Source organism: Stenotrophomonas sp. GQ19, assembly GCF_059758695.1.
Genome location: NZ_JCAXES010000002.1, coordinates 536,270 through 561,309 on the forward strand (window position 1 = coordinate 536,270; position 25,040 = coordinate 561,309).

17 protein-coding genes are annotated in these 25,040 nt (G+C 68.2%); 9 read left to right on the forward strand and 8 right to left on the reverse strand.

The genetic code is table 11. From position 1 onward, the window contains the following. The first annotated feature begins 7 nt into the window (after positions 1-7). Entirely contained in the window at positions 8-1,351 is a 1,344-nt protein-coding gene (gdhA, locus tag AC6CHL_RS06415; RefSeq protein WP_463601624.1) for an NADP-specific glutamate dehydrogenase, read from the forward strand. A gap of 68 nt (positions 1,352-1,419) precedes the next feature. On the opposite strand, the gene AC6CHL_RS06420 is transcribed toward gdhA, so the two are convergent. Genes AC6CHL_RS06420 through AC6CHL_RS06430 form a run of 3 tightly spaced genes read right to left on the reverse strand, consistent with a single transcriptional unit; the run spans position 1,420 to position 6,876 of the window. Beyond that, complete coding sequence (locus AC6CHL_RS06420; protein ID WP_498293865.1) at positions 1,420-2,565, reverse strand: hypothetical protein; 1,146 nt, start codon at positions 2,563-2,565, stop codon at positions 1,420-1,422. Positions 2,566-2,571: 6 nt separating this feature from the next. Further along, positions 2,572-5,742, reverse strand: coding sequence for an efflux RND transporter permease subunit (locus tag AC6CHL_RS06425; protein ID WP_463601626.1), 3,171 nt, complete (start codon positions 5,740-5,742; stop codon positions 2,572-2,574). 3 nt (positions 5,743-5,745) lie between these two features. Beyond that, the gene (locus AC6CHL_RS06430) at positions 5,746-6,876 is read right to left on the reverse strand and encodes an efflux RND transporter periplasmic adaptor subunit (protein WP_498293867.1); all 1,131 of its coding nucleotides are present in this window, start codon (positions 6,874-6,876) and stop codon (positions 5,746-5,748) included. Between the two features lie 125 nt (positions 6,877-7,001). On the opposite strand from AC6CHL_RS06430, the gene AC6CHL_RS06435 reads away from it, so the two are divergent. The 5 genes from AC6CHL_RS06435 to mgtE all read left to right on the forward strand — a co-directional run bounded on the left by AC6CHL_RS06435 (position 7,002) and on the right by mgtE (position 12,524). Further along, entirely contained in the window at positions 7,002-7,673 is a 672-nt protein-coding gene (locus tag AC6CHL_RS06435) for a TetR/AcrR family transcriptional regulator (protein ID WP_498293868.1), read from the forward strand. Positions 7,674-7,811: 138 nt separating this feature from the next. Then, entirely contained in the window at positions 7,812-8,459 is a 648-nt protein-coding gene (locus AC6CHL_RS06440) for a protein-L-isoaspartate O-methyltransferase family protein (RefSeq protein ID WP_038686379.1), read from the forward strand. 16 nt (positions 8,460-8,475) lie between these two features. Then, complete coding sequence (locus AC6CHL_RS06445) at positions 8,476-9,837, forward strand: TolC family outer membrane protein (protein ID WP_447595576.1); 1,362 nt, start codon at positions 8,476-8,478, stop codon at positions 9,835-9,837. A 515-nt stretch (positions 9,838-10,352) separates the two neighbouring features. Then, a complete protein-coding gene (locus tag AC6CHL_RS06450; RefSeq protein WP_498293870.1) occupies positions 10,353-11,021 on the forward strand; it encodes a PA4824 family protein in 669 nt (222 codons plus the stop codon). 120 nt (positions 11,022-11,141) lie between these two features. Further along, positions 11,142-12,524, forward strand: coding sequence for a magnesium transporter (gene mgtE, locus AC6CHL_RS06455; protein WP_498293872.1), 1,383 nt, complete (start codon positions 11,142-11,144; stop codon positions 12,522-12,524). A 21-nt stretch (positions 12,525-12,545) separates the two neighbouring features. Here the strand turns inward: mgtE and waaA are convergent, their stop codons facing one another. Then, positions 12,546-13,844, reverse strand: a complete 1,299-nt coding sequence (gene waaA / locus AC6CHL_RS06460) for a lipid IV(A) 3-deoxy-D-manno-octulosonic acid transferase (RefSeq protein ID WP_498293873.1) — start codon at positions 13,842-13,844, stop codon at positions 12,546-12,548. Between the two features lie 86 nt (positions 13,845-13,930). Here waaA and AC6CHL_RS06465 point away from each other — a divergent pair, with 86 nt between their 5' ends. Next, positions 13,931-14,851 (forward strand): LpxL/LpxP family Kdo(2)-lipid IV(A) lauroyl/palmitoleoyl acyltransferase, encoded by a 921-nt coding sequence (locus AC6CHL_RS06465; RefSeq protein ID WP_038686370.1) that lies wholly within the window; start codon positions 13,931-13,933, stop codon positions 14,849-14,851. 160 nt (positions 14,852-15,011) lie between these two features. Here AC6CHL_RS06465 and AC6CHL_RS06470 read toward each other — a convergent pair whose 3' ends face one another. From AC6CHL_RS06470 to AC6CHL_RS06480, 3 genes are read right to left on the reverse strand one after another with little or no spacing between them, the layout of a single operon-like run. Beyond that, a complete protein-coding gene (locus AC6CHL_RS06470; protein ID WP_498293875.1) occupies positions 15,012-16,316 on the reverse strand; it encodes an O-antigen ligase family protein in 1,305 nt (434 codons plus the stop codon). Positions 16,317-16,326: 10 nt separating this feature from the next. Then, entirely contained in the window at positions 16,327-17,439 is a 1,113-nt protein-coding gene (locus AC6CHL_RS06475; protein ID WP_498293877.1) for a glycosyltransferase, read from the reverse strand. Positions 17,440-17,454: 15 nt separating this feature from the next. Beyond that, complete coding sequence (locus AC6CHL_RS06480) at positions 17,455-17,652, reverse strand: zinc-finger domain-containing protein (RefSeq protein ID WP_312239123.1); 198 nt, start codon at positions 17,650-17,652, stop codon at positions 17,455-17,457. 389 nt (positions 17,653-18,041) lie between these two features. Here AC6CHL_RS06480 and AC6CHL_RS06485 point away from each other — a divergent pair, with 389 nt between their 5' ends. After that, positions 18,042-21,392, forward strand: a complete 3,351-nt coding sequence (locus AC6CHL_RS06485; protein WP_498293878.1) for a GH92 family glycosyl hydrolase — start codon at positions 18,042-18,044, stop codon at positions 21,390-21,392. A 128-nt stretch (positions 21,393-21,520) separates the two neighbouring features. Next, positions 21,521-22,228, forward strand: a complete 708-nt coding sequence (locus AC6CHL_RS06490) for a basic secretory protein-like protein (RefSeq protein ID WP_498293880.1) — start codon at positions 21,521-21,523, stop codon at positions 22,226-22,228. A 384-nt stretch (positions 22,229-22,612) separates the two neighbouring features. Here AC6CHL_RS06490 and AC6CHL_RS06495 read toward each other — a convergent pair whose 3' ends face one another. Then, the gene (locus AC6CHL_RS06495; protein WP_038686361.1) at positions 22,613-24,904 is read right to left on the reverse strand and encodes an NADP-dependent malic enzyme; all 2,292 of its coding nucleotides are present in this window, start codon (positions 24,902-24,904) and stop codon (positions 22,613-22,615) included. Between the last annotated feature and the right edge of the window lie 136 nt (positions 24,905-25,040).

Below are 25,040 nucleotides of genomic sequence, written 5' to 3' on the forward strand. Positions count from 1 at the left end.
AAAGCCTTTGAACCCTCGTTCCTCTGCCGACTTTCTCACCCACGTGGCCCAGCGCGATCCGCATCAGCCGGAGTTCCTGCAGGCCGTCAAAGAAGTGATCCAAAGCCTGTGGCCGTTCCTGGAGCGCAATCCCCGCTACCTTGAACATGGCCTGCTGGAGCGGCTGGTGGAGCCCGAGCGGGTGATCCAGTTTCGCGTGGCCTGGGCCGATGATGCCGGCAAGATCCATGTGAATCGCGGCTGGCGCGTGCAGCACAGCTCGGCGATCGGCCCGTTCAAGGGCGGCATGCGCTTTCATCCGTCGGTCAACCAGTCGATCCTGAAGTTCCTCGCGTTCGAGCAGACCCTGAAGAACGCGCTCACCACCCTGCCGATGGGCGGTGGCAAGGGCGGCTCGGACTTCAATCCCAAGGGCCGCAGCGACACCGAAGTGATGCGCTTCTGCCAGGCCTTGATGCTGGAACTGCACCGCCACCTCGGTGCCGACACCGACGTGCCCGCGGGCGATATCGGCGTCGGCGCGCGCGAGGTCGGCTACATGACCGGCATGATGAAGAAGATCACCAACGACGCCTCCTGCGTGTTCACCGGGAAGGGGCTCTCCTACGGTGGCAGCCTGATGCGTCCGGAGGCGACCGGCTTCGGCACGGTCTACTTCGTCGAGCAGATGCTGCACCATGCCCGCCGCGATACCGATGGCGCCAGGGTGTTGATTTCCGGCGCCGGCAACGTGGCTCAGCATGCCGCGATCAAGGCCATCGAACTTGGTGCGAACGTGCTCACGCTCTCCGATTCCGGCGGCACGCTGTACGCCCGCGACGGCTTCGATGAAGCGGCGTTGCAGGAGGTGGTGGAACTGCGCAACGAACGTCGCGGCTGCCTGTCCGAACTGGCTGACGACAAGCGCTTCGAGTACCTGGACGGTAAGCGCCCCTGGCACATCCCGGCTGAGATCGCCCTGCCCTGCGCCACCCAGAACGAACTGGATGAAGACGATGCGCGCGCCCTGGTCGACAACGGCGTGCTGTGCGTGGCCGAAGGCGCCAACATGCCCTCGACGCTGGAGGCAGTGGACGTCTTCCTCGCGTCCGGCACCCTGTACGCACCCGGCAAGGCCAGCAACGCCGGCGGCGTGGCCACCTCGGGGCTGGAAATGAGCCAGAACGCGCAGCGCCTGTCCTGGCATCACGCCGATGTCGACGAGCGCCTGCACGGGATCATGAAGGACATCCACGCCAACTGCGTGCGCCACGGCAAGCGTGCCGATGGCAGCGTGAACTACGTGGATGGCGCCAATATCGCCGGCTTCGTCAAAGTGGCCGATGCGATGCTGGCGCAGGGCGTTTACTGAAGGCGGACCGTTGAAGAGGCGCGGCGGTGTTCATCCGCGGCGCCCTGCGGCGTGTCTTACCGCAGCGGTCAGTGCGCGGAGCGAATGTCGCTCGTCATGCAGCCGGCCAGCACCCCGCCGCTGTCGGTGGGTATGACGCTGAACGACCGCACGCGCGTGTATCCAGAGGACGCCTCCCGCGTTGCTTCGCGCCTCCAATACCCCTCCACCTGCCGATCCGCCGCGCCCAGACCGGTGACATCAAGCACCGCCCTCAGCGGCGCATCGCCCATGTCCGCCGCGAAGTAACCTCCATAGGCGAGGACGAGCGACTGCGCAGGCAGACCCTTCAACGCCACCGGCTGCTCCAGCGTGACGACCATGACGGGCATCTTCTGACCATCGGCATGGTACTCACGCTCGGCGACCGCGCTTACATTGTCCGGCCATGCCAGCGGCGACAGTTCCGAGACACGCTCCCACATGTTGGCGATGCGCCGCATGGCAGCGTCGTCCGCCCGACATTCGAGCGCAGCGCCCATATCATCCGCCGTGGCAGTCTCGCGCAATCGGGGCGGAATGCGCGCTTCGCGCATCGGACCCGGGTAGTCACATCCCACCCGATAGCCCTCACCATCGCTGCTCACCACGATCGCGCCGGGCGATGACGTGTTGACGGCTATAGGGGGCGCTGACCACACCTGGAACGGCTCACGCAACGTACTCGACCGACGCCGCAGTCCGGTCTCGCTGACAATGCGCGCACGCTGCCCGGCATCGATGGGAATCGAGAAGCCCCTGTCATCCGCCACCACGCGGCGTGTTGTGATGCCGTGCACCGTCAACGCGTCCGGCATGTCGATGAAGGTCGTCATGTCCTCCTCGTCACTGCTGCGTGTGAAGCCCCAGCCCTGCAGATAGGCCGGACGCTCCTGCGGCGAGCCGTACCGTGCGCCCCGCAGCGCCGTCGTCACCGCCTCCACCGTCGCCGGTGAGGCACGGCATTCCAGGAGTTCGACGAGATCGCGCTGGAAACTGGCAGCAGTGTTCGCCTGCGCGGGCGGCGCGACGGCCATCAACAAGGCAACGGCCGCAGCAGAAACGAACAGAGAGGAAAAACGAAGCGACATCATGCGCGGCCGAAGACAATCCGGTGTGCATTGTGCACTCGCCAGTACCGCGAGACGACAGGCCATCGCGCCGAAAAGAAGAAGCCGGCCATCGGCCGGCTTCATCGTCCATCAACCTTCGCTGGTCTTGGCCTCATCCGGCTTCACCCGGAACCATGCCGCATACAGCGCCGGCAGGAACACCAACGTCAGCACGGTGCCGACGATCAACCCGCCCATGATCGAGATCGCCATCGAGCCATAGAACGCACTGCGCGACAGCGGAATCATCGCCAGCACCGCGGCGAGCGCGGTCAGCACGATCGGGCGGAAGCGGCGCACGGTGGCGTCGATGATGGCGTGCCAGCGGTCATGCCCGGCGTCGATGTCCTGCTGGATCTGGTCGATCAGGATCACCGAGTTGCGCATGATCATGCCGGCCAGCGCGATGGTACCCAGCAGCGCCACGAAGCCGAACGGCGCGCGGAACAGCAGCAGGAACAGCGTGGCGCCGATGATGCCCAGCGGCGCGGTGACCAGCACCATGGCCGCACGCGAGAAGCTGCGCAGCTGCAGCATCAGCAGCGTGGCTACCACGATCAGGAACAGCGGCATGCCGGCCTTGATCGAGTTCTGCCCGCGCGCCGAATCTTCCACGGTACCGCCGGTCTCCAGCAGGTAGCCTGACGGCAGCTGAGCGCGGATGCCGTCCAGGGTGGGCAGGATCTGCTGCACCACGTCCAGCGGCTGCATGCCATCGCCGATATCGGCGCGCACGGTCACCGTAGGCAGGCGGTTGCGGTGCCAGATGATGCCGTCCTCGAAGGCGTACTCCAGGCGTGCCACCTGCGACAGCGTCACCGGGGTGCCGCTGGCGGTGGGAATGGCCAGGCTGCCGAGCAGGCCCAGCTGGGCGCGCTCGTTGTCCGGCCCGCGCAGCAGCATCTCGATCTGGCGGTTGCCTTCGCGGTAAGTGCTTACGCTCATGCCCGACAGCGAACTGCTCAGGAACTGGCTCACCTGCGCGCTGCTCACGCCCAAGGCGCGGGCACGATCCTGGTCGATCACCAGCCGCACCACCTTGCTCGGCTCGCTCCAGTCCAGGTTGACGTTGATCACGTGCGGGTTCTCGCGCACCTTGGCCTCGACCTGGCGGGCAATGGCCTGCACCTGCGCGATGTGCTCGCCGGAGATGCGCATCTGCACCGGGTAGCCCACCGGCGGACCGTTCTCCAGGCGGGTCACGCGCATCTGCACATCGGGGAACTGTTTGATCACGTCCTTCATCAGCCAGTCGCGGGTGGACTCACGGGCCTTGGCGTCGGCGGTGAGCACCACGAACTGGGCGAAGTTGGTGGCCGGCAGCTGCTGGTCCAGCGGCAGGTAGAAGCGCGGCGAACCGGTCCCCACGTAGGCCACGTAGTTGCTGATGCCCTCGCGGCCCTTCAACAGCTTTTCCAGCTTGCTGGCCTGGGCCTGGGTGGAGGCCAGCGATGCACCTTCGGCCAGCTCGATGTCGACCATCAGCTCGGGCCGGGTCGAATCGGGGAAGAACTGCTGCGGCACGAAGCGGAAGATCGCCAGCGAGAAGATGAACAACGCAATCGTCGCGCCGATCACCCACCAGCGGTGGCGCAGGCAGGTATCCAGGAAGCTGCGGAAGCGGGTGTAGAACGGCCGCTGGTACGGGTCATGGTCGTGCGCATGCTCGGTCGGCCTGATCCAGCGCGCGAACGCCGGGTGGCGGTCGGCCCACTGCAGGCGGCGGGCGTGCCAGCGCCCGGCCAGGCTGGTCGGCTTGGGCGGCTGCCGGTTGAACAGGTCCGGCAGCATCTTGTCGCCCAGGTACGGAATGAACAGCACCGCGGCAATCCACGACACCACCAGCGCGATGGTCACCACCTGGAACAGCGAACGGGTGTACTCACCGGTGCTCGATGCCGCGGTAGCGATCGGCAGGAAGCCGGCGGCGGTGATCAGCGTGCCGGTGAGCATCGGGAAGGCGGTGGATTCCCAGGCGAAACTGGCCGCGCGCAGGCGGTCGTAGCCCTGCTCCATCTTGGTGGCCATCATCTCCACCGCGATGATCGCATCGTCCACCAGCAGGCCCAGCGCCAGCACCAGCGCGCCCAGCGAGATCTTGTGCAGGCCGATGCCGAAGTAATGCATGACGAAGAAGGTCATCGCCAGCACCAGTGGAATGGTCACGCCCACCACCAGACCGGTGCGCAGGCCCAGCGAGAAGAAGCTGACCAGCAGCACGATCACTACCGCTTCGGTGAGCACCTGCACGAACTCGCCCACCGACTCTTCCACCGCGTGCGGCTGGTCGGACACCTTGCGCAGCTGCATGCCGGCCGGCAGGGTCTTCTGCAGGCGCTCGAACTCGGCGTCCAGGGTGGCGCCCAGCTTCAGGATGTCGCCGCCGTCCTTCATCGCCACGGCCAGGCCGATGGCGTCCTCGCCCATGAAGCGCATCTTCGGCGAGGCAGGATCGGCGAAGCCGCGCTTGACCTGCGCGATATCGCCCAGATGGATCGTGCGGTCGCCGGCCTGGATCGGGAACCGGCGGATGTCCTCGATGGAATCGAACTGGCCGGTGACGCGCAGCTGCACGCGGTCGCTGGGAGTTTCAAAGAAGCTGGTGGCACTGACCGCGTTCTGGTCGGCCAGCGCCTGCTGCACCTGCTGCAGCGACACGCCCAGCGTGGCCAGCTTGGTGTTGGACAGTTCGATCCAGACCTTCTCGTCCTGCAGGCCCACCAGGTCGATCTTGCCGACGTCCGGCACGCGCTGCAGTTCCAGCTGGATGCGGTCGGCGTAGTCGCGCATCACCGCGTAATCGAAGCCCTTGCCGGTCAACGCGTAGATGTTGCCGAAGGTGTCGCCGAACTCATCGTTGTAGAACGGCCCGACGATCTCGCGCGGCAGCGTGGCGCGGATGTCGCCCACGCGTTTGCGCACCTGGTACCACAGGTCCGGAATCTGCTTGGAGCGCAAGCTGTCGCGCGCCATGAAGATCACCTGCGATTCGCCCGGGCGCGAGTAGGACCGGATGAACTCGTATTCGCCGGTGTTCATCAGCGCTTTTTCGATCGGCTCGGTAACCTGCCGCGAGACCTGCTCGGCGGTGGCGCCGGGCCACATTGTGCGCACCACCATCGCCTTGAAGGTGAACGGCGGATCCTCGGACTGGCCCAGGTGCTTGTACGACCACGCGCCGATGACCGCGAACGCCAGCATCGCAAACAGCACCAGCGGGCGGTTGCTCAACGCCCATTCGGAAAGATTGAAGCGGCGCACGGCTCAGTGCCCCTTGCCGGCGGCAGCGGGCGCGGCCGCCGGTACCAGCACCGGTCGGTTCTGCCGGTCTACCGGCGTCACCACCTGGCCCTCGCGCAGCAGGTGGCCGCCGGCGGCGACCACCCAATCGGTGCCGGTGACACCGGACAGCACCGGCACCGCGTCGGCACCGTAGGCACCCACCGTTACCGGGGTGGCCTTGAGCGCGCCGTTGGCCGGGTTCACCACCCACACGCTGGCCGTGCCGTCGGCGCCACGCAGCACCGCCGCCAGCGGCAGCTGCAGGGTGCCGCTGCGGCCGGCGCGGGCGAACACGCGTGCGCTCTGGCCCAGTTCCACTTCGCTCAGCGCTTCGGGCGCCAGGCTGACCCGGGTGGCGTAGGTGCGGGCCTGCGCATCGGCGGCCGGGGCGATCTCACGGATCGTGCCCGGCAGCAGCTGGCCCGGGCGGTTCCACAGTTCCACCTGCACCGCCTGGCCCACCTGGTAGTCGCGGATGCTGCTTTCCGGCAGTGCGATCAACACCTCGCGCCCGCCGTCGGCGGCCAGGGTGAACACGGTCTGCCCCGCGCTCACCACCTGCCCGGCTTCGGCCTGGCGGCTGGCGATCACGCCGTCGGCCGGGGCGCGCAGCTGCGCGTAATCGGCCTGGTTGCGTGCCACGGCCAGGTTGGCGCGGGCGGCGTTGGCCTGGCCCTGCGCGGCCTTGAAGGCGGCGGTCTGCTGGTCCAGCGCGGAACGGCTCACCAGCTGGTCTTCGGCCAGCTTGGCGTAGCGCTTCTGGTCGTCGCGTGCGCGCACCAGGTCGGCATCGGCGGCGGCCAGCTGGGCCTGCGAGGCGGCGGCCTGGGCGCTGTAGTCGGCCGCGTCCAGTTCGGCCAGCAGCTCGCCCTTGCGCACGCGCTGGCCGGCATCGACCAGGCGCTTGACCATGTTGCCTCCCACCCGGAAGGACAGTTGGCTCTCCTGGCGGGCATGCACTTCACCCGGATAGGCGGCCGCTTCCTGCCCGGCCACGGTGCCCGGATGCACCACCAGTACCGGAATGGCCGCCACCGGCTCGGCATCCTGCTTGCCGCACGCCGCCAGCAGCACCACCAGCAAACCACCGCCCATCCAACGCATGCTTTTCATGAGGTACAGGACCTGAGAAGAAATCCGGGAAAAATTCGCGCCGGCAACATACTGTTGCAGCACGGCTAATAGTGAACCAGCCGGTATAGTATAAATATCGAACCGATTGGTCTAGTATTGTTTGGATGACCGATCCGACCGCCCCTATTGCCCCTGCCAAGCCCGCCGCCAAGGCCTCCGGGCCGGGGCGCCCGAAGGACCTGGGCAAGCGCGCGGCGATCCTGGAGGCGGCCAAGGCCCTGTTCGTGGACCAGGGCTACAACGGGGTAAGCATGGACAGCATTGCCGCCCAGGCGGGGGTGTCCAAGCTGACCGTTTACAGCCATTTCGGCGACAAAGAGGCACTTTTCACCGAAGCTGTGAAGTCCACCTGTGTCGCCATGCTGCCCGACGCGCTGTTTGTCACCGACGCCGAAGGGCCGCTGCACGACCAGCTGCTGGGCATCGGCCACGCGTTTTTCAGCATGATCACCTCGGCCGAGGCGGTGGCGGTGCAGCGGGTGATGATGGCCCCCGAAACCGACGACCGCCTGCGCGAGATGTTCTGGGTGGCCGGCCCGCAACGCACCACCGACGCCCTGGCCGAGTTCCTGCGGGCCCGCGTGGCCCGTGGCGAGCTGGAGATCGAGGACTGTGAAACCGCCGCGCTGCAGTTGATGACCCTCATCAAAGGCGAGCTGCATACGCATATGATGTGCGGGCTGCGACCGACCCCGGCCGACTGCGACGCCGATGCCCACGTGAGCGCCAGCGTGGCGTTCTTCCTGAGGGCCTACGCGCCGCGCCCCACGGCGTGAGAACAACATGAATGGACCGGAGGTCGCGGTGACTTCCGGCACTGCGACCCCGGCGCGACGGCAGCGATGCTCTCAGCGCGCCGCCGGCTCCCGGCACCGGTAAAATGGCCGGCCCACTGCGCTGGAACTAGAAACCTCATGACGATCGATTACTCCCACGCCCGCGAACTGATGGTTGAACAGCAGATCCGTCCCTGGGACGTGCTGGAGATCCGCGTGCTCGATGTACTGGCACGCCTGCCGCGCGAAGCGTTCGTCGCTGAATCGCACAAGGCCCTGGCGTATGCCGACATCGAACTGCCGCTGGGCTTCGGGCAGAAGATGATGAAGCCGGTCATCGAAGGCCGCACCCTGCAGGCGCTGGATCTGCAGCCGGGCGACGAAGTGCTGGAAATCGGCACCGGCAGCGGCTTCCTGAGCGCCTGCATGGGCGAGCTGGCCCGCGAAGTGCTGAGCCTGGAAATCCAGCCGGAACTGGCTACCGGTGCGCGTGCGCGCCTGGATGCCGCCGGCCTGGGCAACAACGTGCGGATTGAAACCGCCGATGCGCTGACCTGGGAAACCGAGCGCCGCTTCGACGCGATCTGCGTGACCGCCGCGGTGGACACCATCCCGTCACGTTTCACCCAGTGGCTGCGTCCCGGTGGCCGTCTGTTCGTCATCCGCGGCCAGTCGCCGGTGATGGAAGCGGTGCTGGTCAAGGCCGACGGCAGCACCGAGTCGCTGTTTGAAACCGATATCGATTACCTGCGCGGTGCCGCTCCGGCGCCCCAGTTCCAACTCTGAGTCCAAGGAAGCCGCAATGATCCGCCGATCCCTCGCTATTGCGCTGGCCGCCGCCCTGCTGCCGATGACCGCCTCTGCCGCCGACCTGCTGCAGGTCTACGAAATGGCGCGCAATGGCGACCCGCAGCTGTCCGCGGCTGAATCGACCCGTCTGTACGACAAGGAAGGCGCCGTGCAGGCGCGTGCCGCGCTGCTGCCGCAGCTCAATGGTGAGGCCGCGCTCAACCGCAGCCGCAGCGACGACCGGGGCTTCAACACCGGCACGTCCACCACCAAGCGTCGTACCTACACGATCAACGGCTCCCAGACGTTGTTCAACTTCACCCAGTTCGCCAACCTGCGCTCGCAGCGCGAACTGAGCCAGGCCGCGGACTTCACTCTGGATTCGGCCAACGACAGCCTGATCGTGCGCACCTCGGCAGCGTACTTCAACGTGCTGGTGGCGATCGAATCGCTCACCGCTGCGCAGACCAACGAGGCGGCGGCCAAGAAGCAGTTCGACTTCGCCGACAAGCGCCTGGAAGTGGGCCTGGCCCCGATCACCGACGTGCATGAAGCGCGCGCCCAGTACGACCAGGCCCGCGCCAACACCATCGTCGCGCAGAACACCCTGGCCGACAGCTACCAGGCCCTGACCGAGTTGACCGGCCAGCCGGTGGCCGACCTGCGCGCCCTGCCGGCCGACTTCCGCCCGGAACTGCCGGCCAAGTACGCCCAGATCGACCAGCTGGTCGGTGAAGCGGTGGCGCAGAACCCGGCGCTGAAGGCACAGGAACTGAAGGTCAGCGCGGCCGAGTCCGGCGTGTCGGCCGCTCGCGGTGGCCACTACCCGACCCTGTCGCTGGGCGGCAGCTGGGGCAAGAGCGCAACCTGGGGCGATTCCAACGTCGGCAGCGGCGGTGCATTCAACCCCGACCTGCGCACCAACAGCGTCGGCCTGACCCTGAGCGTGCCGATCTTCTCCGGCGGTGCCACCCAGTCAGGCGTGCGCCAGGCACTGGCCCAGCGCGACATCGCGCAGGACGGTTACGAGCAGCAGAAGCGCGCCCTCGACCGCAACACCCGCAATGCCTACCAGACACTGGTGGCCGGCATCAGCGAAGTGGAAGCGCGCCGCCTGGCCGTGGTCTCGGCACAGAGCGCCTACGACGCCTCGCAGGTGGGCCTGGAAGTGGGTACCCGCACCGTGCTGGACGTGATCCAGAACCAGCGCATCCTGTTCTCGGCGCAGCTGGACTACGCCAACGCGCGCTACACCTTCCTGCAGAACCGTCTGCAGCTGGGCCAGGCCGTGGGCACGCTGGACATCGCCGAACTGCAGGACATCAACCGCCTGCTGACCCAGGCGGCCGCCACGCCGAGCACCCAGGTCAACTGATCTGCCGCAACAGCGTTGGATGAAAAACCACCCGCATGCGGGTGGTTTTTTTTTGCCGCTTCGCCCGCCGTAGGTACCTACCGTTGGTGGGTACGCATTGCGGGTCTACCGAGCTGCGCCACGCCAGCCGATCACGTCAATGCGCGGCATCCTCCCCCGCACGCCATTTCGCCACAGAACCGGCGTTTTCCACGTTTCCGGGCGTGCACCGGCATAGCGCCGCGATACCTTGGTATAGATCGCCGAAATGCGCTTGACCGTGCCATCGCCACGCTCTAACGTCCGCCCCGCACCACCCTTCCCTTCGCCCAGAGACCCCTCCTTGGACAGTCATAGTCGACCTCGTTGCTGCTCCTGAGCCGACGGACCCGCTGACCCCAAGGTTGGCTCCGTCCGCACAGGACGGGGCTTGCCCGCGCATCGCATGATGCGCCCGCCTCGCATCACCTGCATCGCCGTTTCCAACGACCCCGACGAGGGTGCCGCTGGCGTTTCCGATTGCCTGGAGATTGCCCATGCACCATTGCCGTGTACTGGTCCCGCTGTTGTTGAGCGCGGCCGTGCTTCCCCTCGATACCCGCGCCGCCGCCAGCCTGCTGGTGGACGATGCCAGCATCACCGATGCGCACCATTGCCAGCTGGAAAGCTGGGTGCGGCATACCCGCGACGGCCAGGAATGGACAGCCGTGCCGGCCTGCACCGTGGCCGATACCGAATGGTCGCTCGGCCTCACCCGCCTGCCGGGCCAGCCATCCACCCAATGGGCCATGGGCGCCAAGCGCGTGGTGGTCGAGCGGAAGGAGCGACGCTGGGGCCTGGCCGCCAGCGCCGGCCTGGGCGGCACCACGCACCGACCGCGCGGCGATGACTGGAACCTCACGGTTCCGCTGACTGTCGCGCTGGATGCGCAGGACCGGGTGCAGCTGCACCTCAACCTCGGCTGGGCCCACCACGCACACGGACAGGGGCGCACCAGCGGCGTCGGCATCGAGGTCGCGCTGCACCGCGACTGGTCACTGCTGGCCGAAAGCGCGCGCGATGCCGACCGCCAGCGCAGCAGCCAGATCGGTCTGCGCCGGCTGCTGTGGCCCGGTGCCAGCGTGGACCTGCTCGCCGGGCGCGTGCACCACCACCCCAACGGGCAGTGGCTGACGTTGGGCTTCAATCTCGCCGCCCTGCCCTGAGCCGCGGTTGCGCGCGTCGCCTGTCGCACCGCGTCACTTCGTCCACTGACCGCCTGGCGCGCCAGCGTCGCTCCCGATGCCCGCTGCGGCCTGCCCCATTGCTACCTGCTGGAGAATTCCATGAACCGCGAAGACCTTCTGTTCTCGATCCGCACCCTGATCCGCTCGCGCGATGCCGCTGCCTTTGCCAGCATCGCCAGCACCACGCATGCATTGGATCTGGTCGAAGCGCTCGATCTGTTCGGCACTGAGGCCACCCTGGACCTGCTGATGCTGTTGCCAGCGCCCGCACGTGCCGAGCTGTTCGCCCACTTTCCCGACGGTGCGCAGGACGCACTGCTCACTGTGATGCCACGCGACGCCGTGGTAACGCTGTTCGAGCACTTGCCGTCCGACGACCGCGCCGACCTCTACCACCGCCTCGATGATGCGGCACGCCAGCACCTGCTGCCCGCGCTGGCCAAGGTCGAGCGCGATGACCTGCTGCGCATGGCGGCCTACCCCGAGGGCACCGTGGGCGCGGTGACTACCTCCGACTACGCCTGCCTGGCCCCGCAGATGACGGTGGCCGACGCCATCGCCCACCTGCGGCATACCGCACTGGACAAGGAGACCATCGACATCATTTTCGTGCTCGACCTCGACCAGCGCCTGCACGGCAACGTCTCGCTGCGCGACCTGGTGCTGGCCGACGGCAACGCGCCGATCGAATCGATCATGCGCAGCCCGCCCACCACCGCCGATGCCTACTGGCCGCAGCTGCAGGCTGCCGAATTGATCCGCCGCTACGACCTGCTGGCGCTGCCGGTCACCCATGCCGACGGGCGCATGATCGGCATCGTCACCGTCGACGATGCGATGGACATCGAGAAGCAACAGGATGCCGCGCAGCTGGCGCGCTTCGGCGGCACGGTGAGCGCGCAGGGCAACGACCTGGATGTACGCACCACGCCGCTGAAGCAGATGTTCCGGGTGCGCGTGTTCTGGCTGGCGATCCTGACCGGCTTCGGCATCCTCACCAGCACCTTCGTGGCCGCGCAGGAGGAGCTGCTGTCGCAGGTGATCGTGCTCGCCGCGTTCATCGCCCCGATCGTGGACATGGGCGGCAACACCGGCAGCCAGTCGGCCACGCTGGTGATCCGCAGCATGGCGCTGGGCGAGTTGAAGCTGAGCTGGCGCGACGTGTGGTTCGTGGTGCGGCGCGAGCTGCCGGTGGCCGCCGGTCTGGGCGTCACCATCGCCGTGCTGGAAGCCGTCCTGGCGTACTTCAGCAAGGGCGTGGGCATGGACGTGCTGCTGGTGGTCGGCTCCAGCATGCTGGTGTGCACCGCGCTGGGCGGCATCATCGGCGCGCTGCTGCCGTTTGCGGCGCGCCGGATCGGCACCGACCCGGCCACGCTGTCGTCGCCGATGATCACCTCGATCATGGATCTGATCGGCGTGTTCATCTACTTCGGCTTCGCCTACCTGTTCCTGGGCGACCTGCTGGTGGCAGCGGCATAAGCGGCCTGCTGCCGCCGGAGCTCACGCCACCGGCGGCGGCAGGTGCGGGGCGATGAGCGCCACGGTGCGGTCGAGCGCGCCGCGTCCATTGCTGACCAGCATGCAGCCGGCGCGGGCCATGTCTTCGCGCGCCTGCGGATCGCGCAGCAGGGTCAACAGCGCATCGCCCACGCCCTGTGCATCGTCGGCGATCACCACCGCACCGGCCTCGCGCATGCGCCGGGAGATCTCGGCGAAGTTGTGCAGGTGCGGGCCGGTCACCGACGCCGTTCCCATGGCTGCCGGTTCCAGCAGGTTGTGGCCGCCGATCGCCTGCAGGCTGCCGCCGACGAAGGCGACCTGCGCACAGCCGTAGAAGGACATCAGCTCGCCCAGCGTGTCGATCACGAACACGTCGGTGTCGGCCTGCGGCCACTGCTGCTGGCGGCGCGTGGCCACCTTCCAGCCCTGCTCGCGGGCCAGTGCCTCCACCCGCGGGAAGCGCTCGGGATGGCGCGGCGCCCACAACAGCAGCAGGCCCGGCAGTGCCTCGCGCAGGCGCCGGTGCAGGTCGATGGTGGCCTGCTCTTCGCCTTCATGGGTGCTGGCGGCGATCCACACCGGGCGATCACCCGGCACCAGCGCATGGAACTGGGCCACGAAGGCCTGCACGTTGGGTGCGGCGATATCGAACTTCAGGTTGCCCAGCGCCTGCACCTGCTCGGGACGTGCACCGAGCTGGATGAAGCGCTCCGCATCGTCCTGCGACTGCGCGGCCACGCAGGTGACCGTGCGCAGCGCGCGCCCGATCAATGACCTCAGCAGGCGATACCCGCGCAGCGAGCGCGCCGACAGCCGCGCGTTGAGGATGTACACCGGAATGCCCCGGTCCCGGCAGCCGAACAGCATGTTCGGCCACAGCTCGGTTTCCAGGATCAGCGCCAGGCTGGGCTTGAAGTGGCCAAGGAAGCGGCCGACGCTGCCCGGCACGTCGTAGGGCAGGTAGACATGGTCCAGGGCGTCGCCCCACAGCGCGCGTACGCGTTCGGAGCCGGTCGGGGTGATGGTGGTGATCACCCAACGAATATCCGGGCGCAACGTACGCAGGGCATTGACCAGCGGTGCAGCGGCGTTGACCTCGCCCACCGACACCGCATGCAGCCACACCCGCGGCTGCCCGCTGGGGTGCGGATAGGAAGCGTAACGCTCGTCCCAGCGGCGGAAGTACTCACGCACCCGGAACCCGCGCCAGACCAGGTGGTACACGGTGATCGGCAGCAACAGGTACAACACGGCCGAGTACAGGCCGCGCAGGATCCATTCGACAGGGCTTTTGCGCATGCGCAGAGGATACGGGAGCGGCGCGGGGAAGGCATCCCGCACCGCCGTGATGGGCCTGCCGGGATGCATCCATTAGAATCCAATCCATGTCAGATAACGCTTCCACCGCCACCCGCCCGTCCCTGCGCGACCCGCGCAACTGGCCGATGTTCGCCGTCATGTTCGCCGCCTTCGGCGTGGCCCGGCTGCCCTGGATGCTGCAGCGCGCGCTGGGCCGCGGCGTGGGCACCGTGGCCTACCGCCTGGCCGGCAGCCGCCGGCGCGCGGCCGAGGTCAACCTGCGCCTGTGCTTCCCGGAGAAGGACGAGGCCTGGCGGCAGCGCCTGCTGCGCGACAGCTTCGACGCCCTGGGCGTGGGCATCTTCGAGTTCGCCCGGGCCTGGTGGGGCAGCATCGACAGCATCCGCCCGCAGGTGCAGATCGAAGGGCTGGAGCACCTGCAGCGCCTGCAGGCCGAAGGCCGCGGCGTGCTGCTGGTCTCGGGCCACTTCATGACGCTGGAGATGTGCGGGCGCCTGTTGTGCGACCACGTGGATCTGTCGGGCATGTACCGCAAGCACCGCAACCCGGTGTACGAATGGGCGGTGAAGTTCGGCCGGCTGCGCTATGCCAAGGCGATGTATGCCAACGAGGACATCCGCGCCACGGTGCGCCACCTGAAGAAGGGCGGGTTCCTGTGGTACGCCCCGGACCAGGACATGCGCGGCAAGGACACCGTGTTCGTGCCGTTCTTCGGGCACACCGCCGCCACCATCACCGCCACCCACCAGTTGTCCCGCATGACCGGTTGCGCGGTGGTGCCGTATTTCCATCGCCGCGAAGGCGGCCGGTACTTCCTCAAGATCGGCGCGCCGCTGGAGAATTTCCCCAGCGAGGATGTGGAAGCCGATACCGCACGCGTCAACCAGGCCATCGAAGCGATGGTGCGCGAAGCACCGGACCAGTACCTGTGGATCCACCGCCGCTTCAAGCGCCAGCCCGGCGGCCGCAGCGATTATTACCGGTAAAACCGGATGGTGTTTTCAGTGCGTGCGTCGTGACCGGGATGCCTGACGACCGAAAACGCCGCACGACCGGGAACGCCTCACGACCAACGGTCGTGCGCTACCGGGTGGGGCGCGGCATCCTCGGTAGGTACCGACCGTTGGTCGGTACTTCGCCTGCCGATCACGCGTCCGGGTGGGCGTCGTCCCGCGCCAACAGGCTGCCGGCATACAGCGCGGCCAGCAGCAGCGTCAGCCCGCCCCAGAAGGTGGAATAGAACGCCAGGTGGGTGTTGAGCGGGAACACGGTGACCGCCAGCGCCAGCATGGCCGGGCGGGCGCGTTCGCGGGCTGGCAGCGGCGCGAAACGCCACGCGCGCCAGGCCTGGGCGGCGGCGGCCAGCCACAGCAGCAGGCCCAGTACGCCGGTTTCAGCGAGGATTTCCAGCACGATCTGGTGCGCGTGCAGCGCCGGGCCTTCGCCCCACACTTCCTGCGCCTGCGGTGCGGGGTTGCAGCCCGGGTACGCATCGCGGAACCCGCGCGCACCCACACCGTTGACGGGGTGGTCGGCAATCATGCAACCGGCCGCTGCCCAGATCTGCGCGCGCCCGGACAACGCCTGGTTGACGCCGTCGCCGTCGCCTTCCCACGCCATCGCGGTGCGCGCCACGCGCTCACGCACCTGGCTGGAACCAAATCCGATCGTTACCGCGGCCACCAGCCCGATGGCCAGACACCCGATCAACGCGCGCGCGCCGAGCAGGCGCCAGCCGGAGTACGCCACAACCAGCGCATAGGTTAGCCACGCAGCACGCGAGCCGGCCAGCACCAGCACCACGCCCACTGCGGCAGCGGCCACGCCCCAGCCCCACAGTCCGCCGCGTCGCGCGGCGGCAAACAGCAGGAACGGGGAGAGGCTGGCCAGGACCTGGCCAAATTTCAGGTTGCACGGCCCCAGCACGCCGCTGAGCCGGTCCACGGCAGCCACTTCAGCGGCGTTGCACAGGCCGTGCCCACTCACCAGTTGCTTGAGCTGGTCCAGCGACCAGAACAACGCACTGCTGCCGAAGGCGGCCTGGGCCAGCGCATCGGCGGTCCACACCGCGGTGATCAGCGCGATGCCGCCGAGCGTCAGACGCCGCCGCTGCGGGGTGGCCACGGCAATCGCCACCAGCCACATGAAGGGCAGGTAGCGAAGGCCGGCCGCGGTCTTGCGCCAGGCCGTCGCCGGGTCGATCGCATCGAACGCGGAAAACGCCTGCGGCAGCCAGTAGCCCAGGAACAGGATGCTGGTCAGCGCCCATGCCGGGCTGCTCAGCAGGTGCTGTTTGCCCTGCATGCGCAGCTGCACCATGCGCACGGCGGCATACAGCGCGCCCAGCACCAGCACGCTTTCGGCGATGCCGGGCAACGGCCACAGTGCCACGAACGCCAGCACCCACCACGGCGCCCAGCGACCGGCGCGGGACGCCGGGGAGCCGGGCACAAGCACCGGCTCAGCTGGCAAGGGAGGTGTAGAGCTTGAGGGTGTCACGCTGCATCGCCTGCAAGGTGAAAGGAATCCGGGCAGGCAGGCTGGGCGGTTGCTGCAGCAGCTGCAGCGCACGCGACAGCAGCGCCGCACCGTCGTGCAAGGCTACCGCACCAGAGGGTTGCAGCTGCGTCAGCAGTTCACCCACGCCACCGTGGTTCCAGCCCAGCACCGGGCGCCCCACCGACAGCGCTTCAACCACGGTGCGGCCGAATGCTTCGGGCTTGTCCGACACCTGCAGCACCAGGTCGCTGGCCGCGTAGGCCTGGGCGATGCGCGTGGTGGGCGCGGTCATCAGCACCGCATCGGCGACGCCCAGGGTGCGTGCCTGTGCCTCCAGTTCGGCTACATAGGCCTCGCGGCCCGGCTCGCGGGTGCCCGGCATCCACAACGTGGCGGGCACACCGGACGCATGCAGGCCGGCCAGCAGCTGCAGCGCATGCCGGTGGCCCTTCAACCGGGTGCCACGGCCAGGCAGCAACAACAGCGGCGCATCGCCGGCCAGCGTCGGGTGCTGGGCGGCCACCGCCAGACGGGCGCGGCGATCGGTGCGCGCCACGCGCGGGAACTGGGCCACGTCCACGCCGCGCGGAATCACCTGCAGGCGCTCGGCAGGCACCCGGGGGTAGTGCGTCTGCACGAAGCTGCGCACCGTGTTGGACACGCAGATCACCCGCTCGCCACTGGTCATCACCGCGCTGTAGCGGCCCGGCGAGTTCAGCCCGTGCACGGTGGTGACCCAACGCGGGCGCTGGGCCTCGGTAAGGCTGCGCAGGGCGTACAGGCCCAGCCAGGCCGGCAGGCGCGAGCGCGCATGCACGATGTCGGCGCCCACTTCGGCGAACAGGGTGCGCAGGCTGCGCACGTGGCGCAGGGTCAGCAGCGACTTGCGGCCGATGTCCAGGGTGAGGTGTTCGGCGCCGCTGGCCAGCAGCGGCTCGACCAGTCGTCCACCCGCAGACACGACGATGGCCCGGTGGCCGGCGGCAACCAGGGCAGAGGCGATTTCAAGGGTGGAGCGTTCGACCCCGCCGGAGTGCAGCGCCGGCAGCAGCTGCACCACGGTCAGTCGGCGCACGGGAGCAGCGCTGACTTAGTCGGCCAGCACGAACACGGCGCCGCAGTACGGGCACTTGGCCTCGCAGTTGGGCTCGTCTTCGATCGGCAGGTACACGCGCGGGTGCGAATTCCACAGCGCCATTTCCGGGGTCGGGCAGCTCAGCGGCAGGTCGGCGCGATGCACGGTGTAGCGCTTCTCGGCGTTGGCGGGCGCAGTGGCGGTATGGCTCATGGCGTGGACACACACAAAGGAATTGCGAAGGGGGTGATTCTAGCACCCGGGGCTGTTGCATCGCCGTCCTCGCGCAGACCGACACATGCCGCCCGGGACCTACCTTCGGCGCACAGCACCGTTCTTTTTAAATCGATCCAAAGAAACTGTCAACCGCGCCCGCAACAGGCTGATTTTCCGGGTTTGGATCGAACTAAATGGCACTTGCCAGCATCGCCCCGGCTGTTGCAGCATCGGTCCGGTTCGATTCCTGCCCCGATCGCATGGCCCGTCCCCCGCCGGACCTGCATCGCCCTTGTGTCCGCCCCCGGCGGCCGGGGTGGTGCCTGTCTGCCGAGGTCGCCGATGCGGGCTCTGCCTGCCGCCTGCCCTTCCCGGGAGTTCCCTGCATGACCCTGCCTGCCCCGCGCCCTGCCCGCCACGCCCTGCTGCCCCTCGCCCTTGCTGTGGCGTGCGCCTCGCTGGCCCTGCCCGCCTTGGGCCAGGGCCTGCAGACCTCCTTCGAGCGCGGCGAACCGGCCCCGCTTGCCGGCAAGCAGGCCCTGCAGGTGGAAGTGGGCGGCGGTCCGCGCGCGCCGTATGCGGCCAAGCCCGGGGTCGGCTACAGCGGCCTGCGTGCTCTGCATTACACCGGCAGCGGCGGCACCCAGCAGCGCCGCCTGTTCAACACCGACGTGACCATCGAGGCCGACACCACGCTGAGCTGGCTGGTGCTGCCGGAGATCGTCGGCACGGACACCGTGGCCTCCACCTACGTGTCGCTGGACCTGCTGCTGGACGACGGCAGCCGGGTCTCGGCCAGCGACGCGCGCGACCAGCACGGCAGTGCGCTGGGCGCCGCCGCGCAGGGCGACTCGAAGACGTTGTACCCGCAGCAGTGGGCACGCAAGGCCGTGCGCCTGGGCGAGGTGCCGGCGCTGCGCGGTCGCCGCGTGGTGGCGGTGGAACTGCAGGTGGCCAGTGCGGCCGGGGCGCCGGTGTCGGGCTGGATCGACGACGTGCAGCTGGCCGCGCAACCCCGCACTGCCCCGCAGCGCGCGTCGGACTGGGTGCTGACCACGCGCGGCACGCAGGCCAACGGCACCTTCTCGCGCGGCAATAACTTCCCCGCCACGGCGGTGCCGCACGGCTTCAACTTCTGGACCCCGGTGACCGATGCCGGCGCGTTGAACTGGCTGTACCGCTGGAGCGAACAGAACGACGCGCGCAACCGGCCGCAGCTGCAGGCGCTGGCCCTGAGCCACCAGCCCAGCCCGTGGATGGGCGACCGCCAGACCTTCCAGGTGATGCCGTCCAGCGGCCGCGGCGTGCCCGAGGCCGACCGCAGCAAACGCGCGCTGTCGTTCTCGCGCGACAACGAACGTGCGCGCCCCTACCGTTACGACGTGCGTTTCGACAACGGCATCGCCGCGTCGATCGCGCCCACCGACCATGCCGCGCTGTTCCAGTTCACCTTCCCGGAAAAGGGGGACGCCAACCTGCTGTTCGACAACGTCGACGCCCGCGGTGGGCTGACCTTGGATGCGGCCACGCAGACGCTGTCCGGCTACACCGACACCCGCAGCGGCCTGTCCAACGGCGCCACCCGCATGTACGTGGTGGCCAGCTTCGACGCGCCCTGGCGCAGCAGCGGTCAGATCAAGACCGGCCGCCCCACCGGCTACATCAAGTTCGATGCCGGCAGCACGCGCACGGTCACCATGCGCATTGCCACCTCGTTGATCTCCGTGGAGCAGGCCCGCCACAACCTGGCCCTGGAACTGGCCGCCGATGACACGCTCGACCGCGTGGCTGGGCGCGCGCAGGACGCGTGGGATGCACGGCTGGCTCCGTTCGACATCGGCGATGCCAGCGACGACCAGAAAACCACGCTGTATTCCAGCCTCTATCGCCTGTACCTGTACCCCAATTCCGGCCACGAAAACGTGGGCAGCGCCGCCGCGCCCGAATGGCGCTACGCCAGCCAGGCCAGCGCCGCCGAGGACAACACCGACGGCAGCGCCACGCGCAGCTTCGCCCCGGTGCGCGACGGCAAGGTGTACGTCAACAACGGTTTCTGGGACACCTTCCGCACCACCTGGCCGGCCTATGCGTTGTTCACCAAGGACGACGCCGGTGCGCTGGTGCAGGGCTTCCTGGAGCAGTACCGCGCCGGCGGCTGGGTGGCGCGCTGGTCCTCGCCGGGCTATGCCGACCTGATGGTGGGCACCAGTTCGGACGTGGCCTTCGCCGATGCCTGGCTGAAGGGCATCGGCGGCTTCGATCCGGAAGAGGCGTACGCGGCCGCACTGAAGAACGCCACCGTGGTGCCGCCGGACCGCCATGTCGGGCGCAAGGGCATGGACCGGTCCACCTTCCGGGGCTACGCCAGTGCCGACGTGCACGAGGGCATGTCGTGGACGATGGAGGGCGCGCTCAACGACTTCGGCATCGCCAACATGGCCCAGGCCCTGGCCAAGCGCGCCACCAGCGCCGCCGCACGCGAACGCTATGCCACGGAGGCCGACTACTTCGGCCATCGCGCCGGCACCTACGCCACGTTGTTCGACCCGGCCGCCGGGTTCTTCCAGGGCCGCACTGACGACGGCAACTGGCGCCTGACCGCCAAGGACTACGACCCGCGCGTGTGGGGCCACGACTACACCGAGAGCAACGGCTGGACCTTCGCCTTCACCGCCGCGCACGACGGCGAGGGCCTGGCCGGGCTGTACGGCGGCCGCGCCCAGCTGGCCGCCAAGCTCGACACGTTCTTCGCCACCCCGGAAACCGCCGATCCCGCCTTCGCCGGCTCCTACGGTGGCACCATCCACGAGATGACCGAAGCGCGCGACGTGCGCATGGGCATGTACGCGCACAGCAACCAGCCGGCACACCACATCCCGTGGATGTACCTGTACGCCGGCCAGCCGTGGAAGACCCAGCAGCACGTGCGCGAGATCCTGGCGCGGCTGTACGTGGGCAGCGAGATCGGCCAGGGCTACCCGGGCGATGAGGACAACGGCGAGACCTCGGCGTGGTACGTGCTGGCTTCGCTGGGCCTGTACCCGCTGCGCATGGGCGCGCCCGAATACGCGATCGGTTCACCGGCGTTCCGCCACGCAAAGGTGGCACTGCAGGGCGGCGCGGTGCTGACGGTGAATGCCGCCAACAACTCGCGCGAGAACGTGTACGTGCAGTCGCTGAAGATCAACGGCAAGCCGTGGTCGAAGACCTGGGTGCCGCATGAGATGATCGCCAAGGGTGCCACGCTGGACTTCGTGATGGGCCCGCAGCCCTCCACCTGGGGCAGCGGCCCGGACGATGCGCCGCGCTCGCTCACCGCACGCGGCCAGCGCCCTGCCCTGCTGCATGACCTGCTGGGCAGCGGCGCACGCGCGCAGCTCGCCGACGGCCGCGCGGTGCCGGCGCTGCTGGACGACGATGCCGGCACGACGGTGCCGGTTGGCGCGGGCACGGTGGTGTTCAGCGGGGTGAGCGATGGCACGCCGTCGATGTACACGCTGACCAGTGGCAACGGCGCGATACGCGGCGGTGCGTGGACGCTGGAAGCCCGCCGCGCTGGCGGCCGCTGGGTCACGCTGGACGAGCGCCGCGGCGAGGACTTCGCCTGGGCGTTGCAGACCCGGCCGTTCGCCATCGGCAAACCCGGTCGCTATGCCGAATACCGGCTGCGCATTGCCGGGCCGGGGCGGATGCAGTTGGCCGAGGTGGAGCTGCTGGCGCCGATGGGGGAGCAGTGAGAATGGGCAGGACCGGTTTTTTGAAGCGGGCGGCGGCCTGGATTGTGGGGAGCCGGCCAGCGGCCGGCACTACCCGGGTGCGTATGCCGATGGTGGCGTGGAGCCTGCCAGCGGCAGGAAACACCCGGGTGCGTGTGCCGATGGTGGCGTGGAGCCGGCCAGCGGCCGGCACTACCGTGTTGCTGGGGGCGTTGGTGGTTTTCGATGCTGCCGCGTTCGAGGCCAGCCAGCAGCGCGAGGGGGTGACGCTGGCCTACAGCGATCCGGCCGACGCGCTGGCCGCCCCGATGCGCACGCGCATCATCGACACGTTCTTTGCTGCGTATGTGCGCGAGCGCGCCGACTTCCATCCCGGTGCGCCGTCGCAGGTGCGGATCGTGATCGACCCCGCCTACGACGGCATCGCCTTCGTCGGCGAAGGCAAGGGCGCGGCCACCATCACGATCAATCCGGCCTGGCTGGCCAAGCACCCCGACGACGTCGACCTGGTCACCCACGAGGCCATGCACATCGTGCAGGGCTACCCCGAATACGCCAATGAGCGCGTGCCGGGCTGGCTGGTGGAAGGCATTGCCGACTACGCCCGGGATCGCTACGGCCGGGAAAATGCAGCCGCTGGCTGGGCGCTGCCGACGGCGGTGAAGGACGGGCAGAACTTCGACACGGGCTACCGGGTGACCGGTGCGTTTCTGTCGTGGAGCGAGGCGCAGCATCCGGGGCTGGTGAAGTCGCTGGATGGCGCATTGCGCGACGGGCGTTACACGCCGGCATTGTGGAAAGCGCGCACCGGCATGGCGTTGCCGGCGCTGTGGGCGGCGTACGTAAAGGCGCGTTGAGACGACCGCTGGGCGAGGGGGCGGCGGGTACCGACCGTGGGTCGGTACGCTTTCGTGGGTCAGCGCGCGCCCACCAAGCCGGCATACAACGCGAACAACTGCTGGAAATAGCGTCGGGTCATTCGATGGCGCATGGCACGGCTCCGGACTCTCAAGGGGATCTGGTCGGGCCCAGGGCGGCGGGAGCCGGTAGCCCGCCGCCGCGGCCGGGCCGCGTGGGGGTATTGGGCCCTCGGCAGGTTGCAGGCGGGTGACCGGGGTGCGGCGTGCGTGTGGCAGAGCAGAACGCCTGCCCACCAACGGTCGGTAGCTACCGGTTTCGCGGCGCGAAACCAAAACGCGCCCCGAAGGGCGCGTTTTGGCAACTGCAGGGGGAAGAACGCCTCAGGCGTTCTTCTCCGCCTCCAGCTGCTTGCGGATCTGCGCATCCACGGCCGCGATGGCGGTCATGTTGAGCACGCGGCGCGAGGTCGCGCTGGTGGTCAGGATGTGCACCGGCTTGGCCACGCCCATCAGGATCGGGCCGATCGCCACGCCGTCGGTGAACACGCGCACCAGGTTGTAGGCGATGTTGGCCGCTTCCAGGTTGGGCAGCACGAACAGGTTGGCGCGGCCCTTCAGCGTGCTGTCGGGCAGCAGCTTCTGGCGCAGTGCCTCGTCCCAGGCGGTGTCGCCCTGCATTTCACCGTCCACGTTCAAACGCGGGTTGCGCTTGAGCAGCAGCGAACGCACGGTGCGCATCTTCAGCGCGTCGCGGGAATCGTGGCTACCGAAGTTGGAGTGCGACAGCAGCGCCACCTTCGGTTCAATCCCGAACAGCTTCATGCGGTAGGCCGCCTGCAGGGTCGCTTCGCAGATCTGCTCGGCGGTCGGGTCTTCCTGCACGTGGGTGTCCACGAAGAAGAACACGCCCTGCTGGTTGATCACGCCGGTCATCGCCGAGGTCGAGGTCACCTTCGATTCCAGCGGCAGCACGCTGCGCACGTAGCCCAGCTTCTTGTGGAAGCGGCCCACCACGCCGGTGAGCATGGCATCGGCTTCGCCGCGCGCCACCATCACCGCGGCAATCAATGTCGGCCGCGAACGCATCAGGTTCTTGGCCGCCGCCACGGTCACGCCGCGACGCCCGGTGAGGTTGTGGTAGTACTGCCAGTACTCGTTGAAGCGCGGATCGTCGTTGATGTTGGTGATGTCGAAATCATCACCGGCCTTCATGCGCAGGCCCAGGCGCTCCACGCGCGATTCGATGACGTCCGGGCGGCCGATCAGGATCGGACGGGCCAGCCCTTCATCCACCACGTTCTGCACCGCGCGCAGCACCACTTCCTCTTCGCCTTCGGCGTACACCACGCGCTGCTTGTCGGCGCGCGCACGGTCGTACACCGGCTTCATCATCAGGCTGGTGCGGTAGACGAACTGGGCCAGCTTTTCGCGGTAGGCGCCCATGTCGGCGACCGGACGGGTCGCGACGCCGGAATCCATCGCGGCCTGCGCCACGGCGGCCGACAGCTCCACCAGCAGGCGGCGGTCGAACGGACGCGGAATCAGGTAATCGCGGCCGAAGCTCGGGGTCTCATCGCCATAGGCCGACCCCAGGTCGCTGGCCTCGCGGCGCGCCATCGCGGCGATCGCGTGCACGCAGGCGATCTTCATTTCTTCGTTGATCGCCGTGGCGCCCACGTCCAGCGCACCGCGGAACAGGTACGGGAAGCACAGCACGTTGTTGATCTGGTTCGGGTAGTCCGAACGGCCGGTGCCGATCAGCGCGTCCGGACGCACCGAACGGGCCACTTCCGGCATGATTTCCGGGGTCGGGTTGGCCAGCGCGAAGATCACCGGGTCCTTGGCCATGGTCTTGACCATGTCCGCGGTCAGGATGCCCGGCGCCGACAGGCCCAGGAAGATGTCCGCGCCGTCGACGATCTCGGCCAGCGTGCGCTTGTCGGTGTCGCGTGCGTAACGCGCCTTTTCCGGGTCCAGGTCGGTGCGGCCGGTGTGGATCACCCCGTCGCGGTCGAAGGCCAGGATGTTTTCCTTCTTCAGGCCCAGCGACACCAGCATGTTGACGCAGGAGATACCCGCCGCGCCCATGCCGGTGGTGGCCAGCTTGACGTCTTCGATCCGCTTGCCGGTCACGACCATGGCGTTGAGCACCGCGGCACCGACGATGATCGCCGTGCCGTGCTGGTCGTCATGGAACACCGGGATGTTCATCCGCTCGCGCAGCTTGCGCTCGACGATGAAGCACTCCGGGGCCTTGATGTCTTCCAGGTTGATGCCGCCGAAGGTCGGCTCCAGCGAGGCGATGATGTCGACCAGCTTGTCCGGGTCGTTCTCGTCGATCTCGATGTCGAACACATCGATGCCGGCGAACTTCTGGAACAGCACGCCCTTGCCTTCCATCACCGGCTTGCCGGCCAGCGGGCCGATGTTGCCCAGGCCCAGCACGGCGGTGCCGTTGGAAATGACGGCGACGAGGTTGCCGCGGGCGGTCAGTTCGCTGGCCTGCTGCGGGTCGGCCATGATCGCCTCGCAGGCGTGTGCCACGCCCGGCGAGTACGCCAACGACAGATCACGCTGGGTCAGCATCGGCTTGGTCGCTGCGACGCGGATCTTGCCCGGCGGCGACATGCGGTGGTAATCGAGGGCAGCCTGTTTGAAATCTTCGTTGGACATCGCTTTCTGCAGATGAATGGGCGAGAGGAACAGGGGATCATACCCCCGTTGGCGTGGATGGACCTGTCGCTACGCTGTCGCGATCATGCTGCAACCGCACATATCGGCGCCGTTCGGCAGCGTATGCGCAGCGTGG

Excerpts from the sequence above, each read along its gene's own strand:
- AC6CHL_RS06420 (WP_498293865.1), bottom strand. The coding sequence starts at position 2,565 with ATGAAGCCGGCCGATGGCCGGCTTCTTCTTTTCGGCGCGATGGCCTGT.
- AC6CHL_RS06430 (WP_498293867.1), bottom strand. The coding sequence starts at position 6,876 with ATGAAAAGCATGCGTTGGATGGGCGGTGGTTTGCTGGTGGTGCTGCTG.
- AC6CHL_RS06435 (WP_498293868.1), top strand. The coding sequence starts at position 7,002 with ATGACCGATCCGACCGCCCCTATTGCCCCTGCCAAGCCCGCCGCCAAG.
- AC6CHL_RS06440 (WP_038686379.1), top strand. The coding sequence starts at position 7,812 with ATGACGATCGATTACTCCCACGCCCGCGAACTGATGGTTGAACAGCAG.
- AC6CHL_RS06445 (WP_447595576.1), top strand. The coding sequence starts at position 8,476 with ATGATCCGCCGATCCCTCGCTATTGCGCTGGCCGCCGCCCTGCTGCCG.
- AC6CHL_RS06450 (WP_498293870.1), top strand. The coding sequence starts at position 10,353 with ATGCACCATTGCCGTGTACTGGTCCCGCTGTTGTTGAGCGCGGCCGTG.
- mgtE (WP_498293872.1), top strand. The coding sequence starts at position 11,142 with ATGAACCGCGAAGACCTTCTGTTCTCGATCCGCACCCTGATCCGCTCG.
- waaA (WP_498293873.1), bottom strand. The coding sequence starts at position 13,844 with ATGCGCAAAAGCCCTGTCGAATGGATCCTGCGCGGCCTGTACTCGGCC.
- AC6CHL_RS06465 (WP_038686370.1), top strand. The coding sequence starts at position 13,931 with ATGTCAGATAACGCTTCCACCGCCACCCGCCCGTCCCTGCGCGACCCG.
- AC6CHL_RS06480 (WP_312239123.1), bottom strand. The coding sequence starts at position 17,652 with ATGAGCCATACCGCCACTGCGCCCGCCAACGCCGAGAAGCGCTACACC.
- AC6CHL_RS06485 (WP_498293878.1), top strand. The coding sequence starts at position 18,042 with ATGACCCTGCCTGCCCCGCGCCCTGCCCGCCACGCCCTGCTGCCCCTC.
- AC6CHL_RS06495 (WP_038686361.1), bottom strand. The coding sequence starts at position 24,904 with ATGTCCAACGAAGATTTCAAACAGGCTGCCCTCGATTACCACCGCATG.